The organism is Azohydromonas australica DSM 1124, assembly GCF_000430725.1.
In the GTDB taxonomy this organism is placed as follows: Bacteria; Pseudomonadota; Gammaproteobacteria; order Burkholderiales; family Burkholderiaceae_C; genus Azohydromonas; species Azohydromonas australica.
Map to the genome: position 1 here is coordinate 18,646 of NZ_AUMO01000095.1, position 11,252 is coordinate 29,897.

The following is an 11,252-nucleotide window of genomic DNA, read 5'->3' on the forward strand; positions in this document are numbered from 1 at the left end:
ACCGGCGGCAATCGAGCGAACAACGTCAGGACCGACCGATCGACCAGGCGTTAACCTGCGCATAGTCCGTGTCCGGGACTACGGGGGCAAGACCATTACTTCATTCGCAGTAGCGAGACAGCATGAGTGTTTGACTGCTGCCTGCATCTCCACGACGGTGCGGGCAGCATGTCCAACCCCATGCGGACCTGACGTGATCGCTACACGGTTGTCATCCTGTCCACCGCCTTCGAAGCTGGACAGGCATTTTGTCGTCGCGGCCGACCCTCGAACGCAGTCGGTGAAATCGCAGACTTCGCGCGACCCCGGTATCAGCCTGCGGTCTCGCGCGGCACGTCGGTGGCGTCCTTGAGCAGGTGCACCAACTTGTCTGCAATGACGCGCGGCGAATCCTTGCCACTGCTGCGGTACCAGATGTAGCTCCAGGCCAGCATGCCCAGAATGGCCAAACGCACGTAGCGCCGGTCCACGTCCTCACGCAGCGGCAGCGCAGCCACCAAGTCGGTGAACAGTGCCTCAAAGCGGCGGCGGTGAGCGATCAGCCCTTCGCGCAACGCCTCTGCGTGGGTGAAAGGCGACTCACTGACGATGATGCTGGCGTACTCTGGCTCGAGCAGCATGCTTTCCAAGTAGCCCTGGGCTGCGCACTGTAGCCGTGTCCACGGATCGATCGCCTCGGCCATCGAGCGCAGCACACTGGCACAAATGTGCTCGATGGCATGCTCGTGCACGGCCAAGAACAGCGCTTCCTTGGAGTCGAAGTAGTAGTAGATCGAGCCGGCCAGCATGCCGCTGACGGCAGCGATGTCGCGCATGGTGGTGCCGTCGTAGCCCGCCTTGGCAAACTGCTGCCGTGCCGCGTCAAGCAGCGCATGGCGGCCGATGGGATCGATGGGCCGGCCGTGATCGCGTCGCCTGCGCGCCGCTGGCTGCTGCGCCCGCTTGCTGGCAACGCTCACGGTCGTTGGCCGCATTAGAGACGCTCGATGCCGCGACGGGTCACGCGCAGGCCGGCGCTCTCGGCGTCCCAGGTTTCGGGCGTTATGCCTTGCTCGCGCAGCGTGACCTTGCGCACTTTCATGGTCTCGGTGCGCGGCAACTCGTCACGGAACTCGATGTAGCGCGGCACCATGAAGTACGGCATGGCTTCGGCAGCAAAGCGTAGCAAGACCTCGTGAGTCAGCGTGGCACTGGGCTTGCGCACCACCACTGCCTTGATCTCGTCCTCGCCCACCTCGGCTTTGACCGGGATGACGGCTACCTCCGCCACTTCGGGATGGGCTGCCAGCGAGCGCTCCACCTCGAAGGACGAAACGTTCTCGCCTCGCCGGCGGATGGCGTCCTTGGTGCGGTCCAGGAAGTAGAAGTAGCCTTGAGCGTCCATCGTGGCGCGGTCGCCGGAATGAAACCAGCCGCCCTTCGTCGCCTCGGCGGTCTTGTCTGGGAGGCCCAGGTAGCCGCTCATCATGGTGTTTGCATGGCGGGATCGGATACAGATTTCGCCAGCTTCGCCAGGCGGTAGCACGGTGCCCTGCTCGTCCTGCAGAGTGACCTCGAAATGCTCGCTGGCGCGGCCGCAGGAGCCGCGTGGCGTCGCCTCGCCCAGCCGGGTGTACACGGACAGGTTGGCCTCGGTGCTGCCGTAGCCCTCCACCAGCTCAAGGCCGAATCGCTGCTCGAAGGCATCCTTGAACTCCCACGGCACCGGCACGGCGTAGATCAGCCGCAGCGGGTTGTCGGCGTCGTCGGGTCGCAGTGGCGCGCTGTTGAGCAGATGGCACAGTCCGCCCACCGCTATGCACAGCGTGGCGCCGCTGGCGCGCACGTCGGGCCAGAAACCCGATAGGCTGAAGATCGGCCGCAGCATCATGCGTCCCCCGTGCAGCATGGCGCCGATGGTTTCGAACTTCGCAGCCACGTGGAAGAAAGGCAGGAAGTTGTATGCCGTGTCGTTGGGCGAGAAGTGCACGATGTCACTGAAGAAGAAGCCAAAGCTCAGCAGATGCCGGTGGCTGACTACTACGCCCTTGGACAACCCGGTGGTGCCGGAAGTGAAGATGATGCACGCCGGCAACGCGCTATCGACGTCCACGCCGGGAGATACAACGGTGCCAAAGTCCCCATTATCGGGCGGTGCTGCGGCCAGCCGTGGATCGAGCGTGTCCAGCACACGGTCCGGCGCCAGCAGGCCGGTGGATGCCTGATCGAACACCGTGCGGTGCTCGGCGTGCACCAGCGCCAACGTAGGCTGGGCTGTGCGCAGGATGTGGGTCAGCACTTCGCCACGGTAAGCACCGTTGACCGGCACTTCGACCGCCCCCAACTTGGACAGCGCAAACCACAGCGCCAAGTACAACGGCGAGCTGGGCATCATCACCACCACGTGCTGGCCAGGCTGTACCCCCAGCTCGCGCAGAGAGGCGGCCAGCGCGCTGGCGTGGCGCTCTATATCGCCGTAGGTCCACCAGCGGTCGCCAAAGCGCACGAACGGGCGCATCGGCGATTCGGCAGCGCGGATTTCCAGCAGTCGATGTAGCGAGTCGGGAAGCGGTGGCAGATTGGCCATAGGTATGTCTCGGTCTGGTCTTGGTCTGCGGGGCATGCAACGGCCGCACACCGCGGCAACGTCGCAGGTCAGTCTAGCAGCAAACGTTTGTTTGGTAGATAGGGAAAGCGACGAGACATGTGGGTAAATCAGGGCAAAGCAAGCGACTTCACGTCGGGTGCCGGGGGACTCGCCGCCGGCGGTGCGCTCGCCAGCGAACAAGGCAGCCAGAAACTGCAGGCGCAAAAAAACTAGGACGGCAGAACTTGCTGAGGGCTGAAGCGTCCCAGAGGAGTTGTTTGCTGCCACGCGGAGGTAGGCGATGGCGCGGCTCATCATCAGAGGATCGCCTGGGCAAGTTCAGCTGCTGACGGTGCTGAGGCAGGAGTGCCCGGCGTGCGGTGAACGGCTGCACTGGCGCTACGAGAACCGCCGCACGGTGGTGACGCTGGGCGGCATGCTGGGATTGCGCATGAGGATCTCGTGTTGCGAGAACTCATCGTGCGAGCACTACCACCGACCCTACCGTCCCGAAGCCGAAGGCGCACTGGTACTGCCCCAGCACGAGTTTGGCTTGGATGTGCTGGCGCTGGTGGGCGCGCTGCGCTACCAGGAGCATCGCAGCGTGCCGGAGATCCACGCGGCGCTAGTGGCGCGGGGCGTGGGCATTTGCGAGCGCAGCGTGACGAACCTGGTGGACCGCTACGACGAGTTGCTGGCCACCGCGTTGGGCGACAGCGCGCGGCTGCGCCAGGAACTCGCAGCCCAGGGCCGCGTGGTGCTGGCGCTCGACGGGCTGCAGCCCGACGTGGGGCACGAAGTGCTGTGGGTACTACGAGACTGCCTCTCCAGCCAGGTACTGCTCGCGCGCAGCCTGCTCTCCAGCACGTGTGAGGACTTGGCCCGGTTGCTGCGCCAGGCGCTGCAGCCGCTGGGCAAGATACCGGTGGTGGGCGTCATCAGTGACGGGCAGGACACGATCCGACGGGCGGTGGCGCAGGAACTGCCCGGGGTGCCGCACCAGCTGTGCCAGTTCCACTTCCTGCGCGATGCGGCGCTGCCGGTGTTCGAAGCCGACCGCCACGCCAAGAAGCTGCTGAAGGCACAAGTCCGGGGCGTGCGTCCTATCGAGCGCTCGGTCCAAGGGCGCGACGACACCGAGGCTCAAGTCGTGCGCGGCTACTGCTCGGCGGTGCGCAGCGCGATCACCGACGACGGCCACCCGCCGCTGGATGCTGACGGGCTGCGCCTGAAGCAGCGGCTTGAAGCCGTCAGCCAGAGCTTGCAGCGGGTGGTGCAAAAAGGCGGACGCGGTGCCCGGCACCGCTGACAAAGCTGCAGGGGCTACTTGAGCGCGCGCTGCAACGCAGCGCAGCGCTGTGGCCCGACGTGATCTACGCCTGGCACTGGGTGCACAAGGCCGCTCACATCCTGGGCAATGAGGACGGCGCCAGTGCCCGAGTGGTGCAGCGGCGCTTCGATGGACTGCTCGGGGCCATGAGCCGCCACGGGCATCACGCGGGCACGCTGGCCCCGGCGCTGGAGCGCTTCGCGCACGTGGCGCGTCGCTGGCATGCGGGACTGTTCCACTGCTATGACAACGCCGAACTGCCGCGCACCAACAACGCTCTCGAACAGCTATTCGGCTCGTACCGCTATCACGAGCGGCGCACCACGGGTCGCAAGGCCGCCAGTCCTGCCACGGTGTTGCGCGGTGCAGTGCGACTGCCAGCGGCCACTGCCACACGAGGGGCTTGGTCACGGCACGCGAGCTTGCATGTGCCAACCGCACCCACTGGAGGGAGTTACAGGCACAACTGGAGCGGCGTCGCAATACCCGCGTGCAGCGCACGCGATTTCGCCGCAATCCCGAGCAGTACCTGGCTGTCCTGGAGCAGTTGGCCGATCAGCTCACTTTGCCGTCCTAGAAAAAAACGTAGACGAAAGTCCTTTGCTACATCACATCTCTCCAGCAGTTGGTGGATTGCATGGGAAAAAGTCTAGAAATCGGGTGCTGGGCCTGGTAGCCGAATCGGCTTGCACAGTTGCCTGATTCTGCAAAGCCGCGGTCGTGAATCCAGGTTCGAAGCGCCTGTGAAGTCGCCACTTGCCCAATCCTCCGAGATGCATGCCTGGCGCGCCGCATGACTGGGTAAGCGCTGCTTGCGGGGGGCAGGCGCGCGTAAGCTGGCGCTATGTCAGACACCACCGCGCCTCTGATGCCGCCACAGCGCCAGGATGGGGCGCTTCAGGCCCTGCTACGGCGGGCAGAGCTTGCCGCGTGTATTGAACGGCATGCTGTCGAAGAGGGTGTCTATCAGACTGCCATCCCGCGCTTGGCTCTTGTCAAATCGTCATCCTCTCCCGAGGCCAGACACAATTCTTGTGAGCCTGCGTTGCAGTTTCTAGTACAGGGGAGGCGTCGACTGTTGGTCGGAATGAAAGTCTATGTCCAGCGGCCGAGCGAGTACCTTGTGGTGACGCATCCGCTGCCTCTGGCGGACCGCGACGTCGTCGAACCTGCTGCGCCTCCCACTTTGGGCATTCACCTTGAGTACGACGTTCGAGAGTTGGCCGAACTTGCAACAGCCATAGGCCTGAAAAAGTTCAACCGCCGACAACATGCACCATGCGCGATTGCCGTGGCGCCCGCTACAGCGGGACTTCTTGATGCGGTTTTGCGGCTCGTAAGGCTACTGGACGCCCCAGAAGACATCCAGGTCCACCTCTCAAGGCAGCAGCACGATGGCACCGGCCTTCAGTCGCGAGGCGATGTCCTCGTGCGCCTGTCGGGCCTGCGTAAGCCGATAGCGGGTGACATTGCCGGTGTGGAGCAGCCCACTGCGGTACGCCTCGAAGACCTCAGTAATCGCCCGACCCTGCGATGCCTGCACGTGGGGCGCCATTGGTCCGCCGGTGAGGCGCACGCCACGTCTGGCCAACTCGTCCGCATCAATCTCCGGTGCACCCGAAGCTGCTCCGATGTTGACGATGGTCCCACCATCGCGCACCGAGGCGGCCGTGGCGGCAAAGGTAGCGCGCCCGATGAACTCGTAGACCACGTCCACCCCACCGGGCACCAGGGCTCGCACACGCTGTGCCAGGTCGGGGGCATCTGAAGGCAGCACATGGTCGATGTCCCCAAGCAACGCTGCCTGCTTGGCCTGCGAGCCGGCGGTGCCGATCACCGTGGCACCCAGCGCCCTGGCCCAGCGCCCCAGGAACTGCCCCACGCCGCTGGAGGCACCTTGCACCAGCACGGTCTGCCCGGCGCCAAGCTGGTGATACCCGTGCAGTCCTGCCCAGGCGGTGAGCCCTTTGGTCAGGAAGGCCGCTACCTCCTCCAGCGGGATGTCGTCGGATACCTTTACCAGCGCATCGGCCTCGACCAAGCGGCGCTGGGCATAGCTGCCTGGGGCCAGGAAGTACGCCACCCGGTCACCGACGGCAAACCCGTTCACCCCTACACCCACCGCTTCGACAATACCGGCTCCTTCAACACCAGCCACCGCTGGCAAGGGCACCGCGAAGAGGCCTTGGCGAAACAGCGTGTCGATGAAGTTGACGCCGATGGCGTGCTGCGCCAAGCGCACCTGGCCCGGGCCGGGCGCGCCGAGCGCTTCGTTCTCGATCTCCAGGACGGAGGCATCGCCGTAGCGGTGGAAACGGATGACGGTATTCATGGTGTGGTGCTCCTGTAAGGGAAAGACGTTCAAATTTCGAAGCCGCCAATGGTCATGCCGCCATCAACGACGAGCAGCTGGGCCCATGACATAGCTAGCCGCATCGGAGGCCAACCACAGCGCCGCCGCGGCGACTTCCTCCGGCTGTGCCCCACGGCGGGCTGGGATGGTTGAGGTCACCAGCTTGGCGAAGCCCGGGTTCTGGGCGCTGGCCTGTGCCACACATGGGTGTGGGTCCACCCTGGTGCCAGCGCGTTGATGCGGATCTGGTGGACGGCGTTCTCCATGGCCGCCACGCGGGTGAGGCCGTGCACGCCGTGCTTGGAGGCGGCATAGGCACTCATGCCGCCAGGTCCGGTGAGTGCTGTCACCGACGCCGTGTTGACGATGGCCCCGGCGCCCGTGCGGCGCATGAGCGGCAGCTCCTGCTTCATGCCGAGAAACACGCTGCGCAGGTTGACGCGCACTACCTGGTCGAAGTCCGAGGTGGGATAGTCCTCCACCCGGTGAGCCTGGCCAGTGATGCCGGCGTTGTTGAAGGCCACGTCCAGACGGCCGGCCTCGCGGCCAATGCGCGCCAGCAGCGCGGCCACGTCGGCCTCGTCGCTCTCGTCAGCGCACACGGCGGCGGCGCGCCCGCCCAACTCCATGATGAGGTCGCGCGTCTCGTTCACGCCTGCCTTGTTGAAATCCGCCGCGTACACCAGGGCGCCACGTTGGGCAAAGCCTCGGGCGGCCTCGCGCCCTATGCCGGATGCGGCACCGGTCACCAGGGCCACGCGGCCCTGGAAGTCGTTGAGGTTCATGACAGCTCTCCAGTTGACGGGACGCTCGCGCCCCGGCCCAGGCACGGCCGGGCGATCGATGCAAGGAAGAAGTAGCCCGGAGCGCCTGCCGCGTCGGGCCGTGCGCTTCAGCCCAACAGCTTGGCGGCGGTGCGAGCCACCAGTTCGCCCTGGTGGCGGGCGCCGGCAAGGTCAATGGCGCTGGGCTGGCGCGAGCCGTCTCCACCGGCGATGGTGGTGGCGCCGTAAGGCGCACCGCCCACGACTTCGTCCAGCGTCATCTGGCCCTGGTAGCTGTACGGCAGTCCCACCACCATCATCCCGAAGTGCAGCAGGTTGGTGATGATGGAAAACAGCGTCGTCTCCTGGCCACCGTGCTGCGTAGCCGTGGAAGTGAAGGCCGCACCCACCTTGCCGTTGAGTGCTCCGCGCGCCCACAGCCCACCGGTCTGGTCCAGGAAGGCCGCCATCTGCGACGCCATGCGTCCATAGCGCGTGGGCGAGCCCACGACGATTGCGTCGTAATGCTCGAGTTCGGCCACCGTGGCCACCGGGGCGTTTTGCTCCAGCTTGAAGTGCGACTTCGCGGCGACGTCCTGCGGCACGGTTTCCGGCACGCGCTTGACATCCACGGTAGCGCCGATTGAGCGCGCGCCTTCGGCTATGGCGCCAGCCATCGCCTCCATGTGGCCGTACGATGAGTAGTAGAGAACCAGGACCTTGGGCATGACGGGCTCCTTCGTGGTGTTGGTCAGGAATCGATGGAGCCAAGGTTAGGCACACCCTCCCATCGGCGGAAGCTGTTTTGATTCGATGGGATCCATCGTCTCGAACGATGGATCAATCGCTGTGGGTTAAGCTCAGCCGGGGCTGATGCCCGAGCGCAGCCGCTCGATGAACCAGCAGCCTGCAGGACCAGGCGGTGCGTCCTTGCGGTAGATGGCCGACATGGCAATGGGCGGTGTGTGAGGCTGGTGCTGCTGCAACCGCAGCGCCACGAGCTGGCCCCCCTGCAGATCGCTCTCCACCATGGCCAGCGGCATGTGCCCCCAGCCGAAGCCCGCGCGCAGGAAGGCGTGCTTAGCGCCCAGGTCCGCCAGCCGCCACACCAGCGGCGAGTACACGCCGAAGCTGCTGCCGCTGGTCAACGCGGTGCGGTCGGTGAGCACGAGCTGTACATGCCGCTGCAGCTCACGGTTGGGAATACGGCCTGTCTGGTGGGCCAGCGGATGCTGCGGGGCTACGACCGTCACCATGGGGACATCGAACAACGGCTCGGCGTCCAGGCATTCCGGCACCACCGGCATGGAACCCATCACGCCGATGCGGCAGCCGCCATCCATCACCGGCTTGGCCACGGCGCCCAGCGCCTCGACGTACAGCCGCAACGGCGTGCCCGCAAAGGCGGTGCGAAACGCGCCCACTGCGTCCGTCAGCGAAGCCATGGGCACCATGACGTCGACGACAACGGAGAGCTCCGGCTCCAGGCCCTCAGAGAGCGTGCGCGCACGGGCCTTGAATGCGTCCATGCCGAAGACGATGGTCTTGGCCTCACCCAGCAGGGCCTGGCCGGCCTCGGTGAGGACCGGGTAGCGACGGCTGCGGTCAAACAGCTGCACGCGCAACTGCGCCTCAAGGTTGGCCAGTGTCTGGCTCACCACCGACTGCGCCCGGCGCAGCCGGCGGCCGGCCGCCGAGAAGCTGCCTTCTTCGGCCGCGGCGATGAAGGTTCGCAGCTGGTCCAGGGAAACGCCGTCGAGCATCTATCGCTTGTGAGGATGGATTACATCGGAACATAGAGGCTTCCCCGAAGGTTGTCCACTGCCTATGGTTAGCGCCATGCGTTGCAGCCAAAAGCACCAGCGCAGAGCGCCCATCCCAACTCCATCGGAGAGCACCATGAATCAAGCTTCGTTCCAAGCCACCACAGATGCCGCAGCCCTGTCCGCACGGACGTTGATGGCTGCGATCTTCCTGGTCAGCGCCGCCGGCAAGGTGGCTGACCCAGCCGGCACCATTGGCTACATCGCCTCCGTGGGACTGCCGGTGCCTGCACTGGCCTACGGCGTGGCACTGCTCGCCGAGTTGCTCGGTGGCCTGCTGCTGACCCTGGGCTGGCGCACGCGCTGGGCAGCAATCGCCCTGGCTGGCTTTTCCGTCACCTCGGCGCTGCTGTTTCACAACGCGGTGGGTGATCAAAACCAGCTCTTTCACTTCCTCAAGAACCTCGCCATGGCGGGTGGCTTGCTGCAGCTTGCGGCGTTCGGCCCCGGGCGGTTAAGTCTGGATGCCAAGGCCAATCGTCAATCCCCGGCCGCGTCCGTCGCGGTCTGAAAGCAGCACACTCGTCGCCAAGCCAATACGGTTTCAACCAGTCCGGCACAGGGCACGAGCAGGGCGTATTGCTCTTGCTCTCACCTGAGACGCATTGCATCCGGATAGCGTACGCTTCAGCGGCAGCAGCTTGATGAGGAAAGCACCCGCAGCGACGCGCTCGACACCGCATTGCGTAACGTGCTGTGTTCAGTCAACGTGGACCAAGTCCGCTCCGTGAGCAACCACATCCGCCGGTAGCTGGCCACCTTTGCGGCCAGCCGGCAGCGCGAGGACCTGGTGCGACTCCTCACGGGCACAGCGCGCAAGGGCGCTGCCGCGGCGCGCCATCGCGTAGGCCGTCAAGGTGCTGCGAAGCACTTCCGTGCCGCAGCCTCTCATCGGTGAGGGCTCGCTGCGGGCCGACAAAGACTACGAAGCCGTGCAGTCGTGACTTGCATTGCACGAGGCGCAGGCCACGCAACGCGCGTGTCGCAAGGAGGTTGGCTGAGCGCCTGCTATTCTGGGTCGTCGTCGAGAGCGGCGTGGCGTTGTCGTCGCTCACCACCGAGTACGCCTTGGCCTACCGGGCGTTCCTGATGCATCCGGCACCGCGCTTGCGCTGGATCGCCCCCGCCGCGGCGCGCTCCACGACCGACGCACTATCGGTGCTAAGCGCTGTGTTGGGGTGGCTCATCGACAAGCGCTACGTGCTGGCCAGTCCCTTCGCCGGCATCAGCCGTGCGCGGCATGCGAGCAGCCGGGCTGGACACGATGCGCGGGCTTTCCGGCACCGAGTGGAACTTGGTCCGCACGGTTGCCAACGGGATCGAATAGTCCTACGGGTGGGGGCCGCGCTCGGCGCAGCGTATGCGCTTCGTGATGGATTTCTGCTCCGGACTGCGGGTAGGCGAGATTGTGGGCGCGACGCTGGGCAACGTCGAAACTGCCGCCTGCGGGGATGCCTGGCTGCACGTGGTCGGCAAGGTCGTGTTGCTCCTCATCACGCGCGGCGCGCTGGAAAGCTACCTGATGCAGCGCGGGCTGCCCGTAAGCCCGATGAAGTGGGAGCTGCGCACGCCGCTGCCGGGCAGCCTCGACGGCGAGGTCGGCATCACCGCCAGGGGTTGTGGGCAGCCATGAAGCGCTTCTTTGCTACGGCGGACACTGTGATCGACGTTGTCATCCAGCGCTGGCCGGAAAGCTGCGTCGTGCCTCACCGCACTGGCTGCACCACAGCCATGCCTCGCATGCGCTTGAGTCCGGCGCCGGCCTGCCCACGGTGCGCGATAACCTCCGGCACGCGTCGGTGTCCACTACGTCGCTGTATCTGCATACCGACGACGAGCGCCGCGCCAAGCAGTTTAGGGTTGCGTTTTCTGGCAGCAAAACTCGGTAGCCGGCAAAATCCTTGGTTTCAAGCGGTAGAGCGATGGATGGGTTACTGCCGAAAAGTGTGAGTTGCCAAAAAGACTGATTTATTAAGGCGATAACGCCGCCTCACAGTGAGTAGTAATCAGAAGAGCGGGTCGCGCTGCAAACTCTTCAGTGCAACGCTGATTTCCCGGCCCTGTACCCGCGTGACGGCTTCAGCCATCTAAGTTTGTTCAGACAGATCCATGTGCTGCTCCAAGGAATACCGGGAAGCTGGCCCGGTGTAAGGATGCGGATTGAGCCGGGAGACCGTCCGGCGCGGTGGCCTTCGATTTCTGTCCGGCCGTAGATTCAATATAGTTAGGACTTACGCAAAAGTTTGATAGAAAATCATAGAAATCCCATGAATTAATTTCAACTTGAACTTCTTGAAAGCATAGATCATAGTTTTGTCTTTCACTAGGCGGCGACATGAATCCATCCCGCGTGGACTACTGTCAGTTCCTGTTATCGAGTCAGGTCAACTTCACCTTGACGCACTATGCCGAGCAT

At 64.8% G+C, this 11,252-nt stretch carries 10 protein-coding genes and 2 pseudogenes; 5 read left to right on the forward strand and 7 right to left on the reverse strand.

Annotated elements, in window-relative coordinates; translation table 11 throughout:
- Positions 1 to 311 precede the first annotated feature (311 nt).
- Together H537_RS43335 and H537_RS43340 are read right to left on the reverse strand one after the other, a co-directional pair.
- Positions 312 to 974 (reverse strand): TetR/AcrR family transcriptional regulator, encoded by a 663-nt coding sequence (locus tag H537_RS43335; RefSeq protein ID WP_084150702.1) that lies wholly within the window; start codon positions 972 to 974, stop codon positions 312 to 314.
- Entirely contained in the window at positions 974 to 2,881 is a 1,908-nt protein-coding gene (locus tag H537_RS43340) for an AMP-binding protein (protein ID WP_169517012.1), read from the reverse strand. The genes H537_RS43335 and H537_RS43340 overlap by 1 nt, the downstream gene beginning before the upstream one ends.
- Before the next feature lie 73 nt (positions 2,882 to 2,954).
- On the opposite strand from H537_RS43340, the pseudogene H537_RS51145 reads away from it, so the two are divergent.
- Together H537_RS51145 and H537_RS56775 are read left to right on the forward strand one after the other, a co-directional pair.
- Positions 2,955 to 4,473: pseudogene (locus tag H537_RS51145) on the forward strand (ISNCY family transposase).
- Between the two features lie 291 nt (positions 4,474 to 4,764).
- Positions 4,765 to 5,256 (forward strand): annotated as a pseudogene (locus tag H537_RS56775) (AraC family transcriptional regulator); the annotation flags it as partial.
- A gap of 18 nt (positions 5,257 to 5,274) precedes the next feature.
- On the opposite strand, the gene H537_RS0115660 reads toward H537_RS56775, so the two are convergent.
- From H537_RS0115660 to H537_RS0115675, 5 genes are all read right to left on the reverse strand, one after another.
- Entirely contained in the window at positions 5,275 to 6,228 is a 954-nt protein-coding gene (locus tag H537_RS0115660) for a quinone oxidoreductase family protein (RefSeq protein WP_028998660.1), read from the reverse strand.
- A 63-nt stretch (positions 6,229 to 6,291) separates the two neighbouring features.
- The gene (locus tag H537_RS56780) at positions 6,292 to 6,468 is read right to left on the reverse strand and encodes an SDR family oxidoreductase (protein ID WP_375136326.1); all 177 of its coding nucleotides are present in this window, start codon (positions 6,466 to 6,468) and stop codon (positions 6,292 to 6,294) included.
- On the reverse strand, positions 6,405 to 7,034 hold the full coding sequence (locus tag H537_RS43345) for an SDR family NAD(P)-dependent oxidoreductase (RefSeq protein WP_211235019.1): 630 nt from the start codon (positions 7,032 to 7,034) through the stop codon (positions 6,405 to 6,407). The genes H537_RS56780 and H537_RS43345 overlap by 64 nt, the downstream gene beginning before the upstream one ends.
- Before the next feature lie 107 nt (positions 7,035 to 7,141).
- Positions 7,142 to 7,741, reverse strand: a complete 600-nt coding sequence (gene wrbA, locus H537_RS0115670; RefSeq protein WP_028998661.1) for an NAD(P)H:quinone oxidoreductase — start codon at positions 7,739 to 7,741, stop codon at positions 7,142 to 7,144.
- A gap of 132 nt (positions 7,742 to 7,873) precedes the next feature.
- A complete protein-coding gene (locus H537_RS0115675; RefSeq protein WP_028998662.1) occupies positions 7,874 to 8,776 on the reverse strand; it encodes a LysR family transcriptional regulator in 903 nt (300 codons plus the stop codon).
- Positions 8,777 to 8,912: 136 nt separating this feature from the next.
- On the opposite strand from H537_RS0115675, the gene H537_RS0115680 reads away from it, so the two are divergent.
- The 3 genes from H537_RS0115680 to H537_RS55665 all read left to right on the forward strand — a co-directional run bounded on the left by H537_RS0115680 (position 8,913) and on the right by H537_RS55665 (position 10,725).
- Complete coding sequence (locus tag H537_RS0115680) at positions 8,913 to 9,347, forward strand: DoxX family protein (RefSeq protein ID WP_028998663.1); 435 nt, start codon at positions 8,913 to 8,915, stop codon at positions 9,345 to 9,347.
- Positions 9,348 to 10,196: 849 nt separating this feature from the next.
- Entirely contained in the window at positions 10,197 to 10,469 is a 273-nt protein-coding gene (locus H537_RS55660) for a hypothetical protein (protein ID WP_028998664.1), read from the forward strand.
- The gene (locus H537_RS55665; RefSeq protein WP_084150704.1) at positions 10,456 to 10,725 is read left to right on the forward strand and encodes a tyrosine-type recombinase/integrase; all 270 of its coding nucleotides are present in this window, start codon (positions 10,456 to 10,458) and stop codon (positions 10,723 to 10,725) included. Before H537_RS55660 ends, H537_RS55665 begins: the two co-directional genes overlap by 14 nt.
- Positions 10,726 to 11,252: the final 527 nt, after the last annotated feature.

Coding starts and splice junctions, on each gene's coding strand:
- H537_RS43335 (WP_084150702.1), bottom strand. CDS start 974: ATGCGGCCAACGACCGTGAGCGTTGCCAGCAAGCGGGCGCAGCAGCCA.
- H537_RS43340 (WP_169517012.1), bottom strand. CDS start 2,881: ATGAGCCGCGCCATCGCCTACCTCCGCGTGGCAGCAAACAACTCCTCT.
- H537_RS0115660 (WP_028998660.1), bottom strand. CDS start 6,228: ATGAATACCGTCATCCGTTTCCACCGCTACGGCGATGCCTCCGTCCTG.
- H537_RS43345 (WP_211235019.1), bottom strand. CDS start 7,034: ATGAACCTCAACGACTTCCAGGGCCGCGTGGCCCTGGTGACCGGTGCC.
- wrbA (WP_028998661.1), bottom strand. CDS start 7,741: ATGCCCAAGGTCCTGGTTCTCTACTACTCATCGTACGGCCACATGGAG.
- H537_RS0115675 (WP_028998662.1), bottom strand. CDS start 8,776: ATGCTCGACGGCGTTTCCCTGGACCAGCTGCGAACCTTCATCGCCGCG.
- H537_RS0115680 (WP_028998663.1), top strand. CDS start 8,913: ATGAATCAAGCTTCGTTCCAAGCCACCACAGATGCCGCAGCCCTGTCC.
- H537_RS55660 (WP_028998664.1), top strand. CDS start 10,197: ATGCGCTTCGTGATGGATTTCTGCTCCGGACTGCGGGTAGGCGAGATT.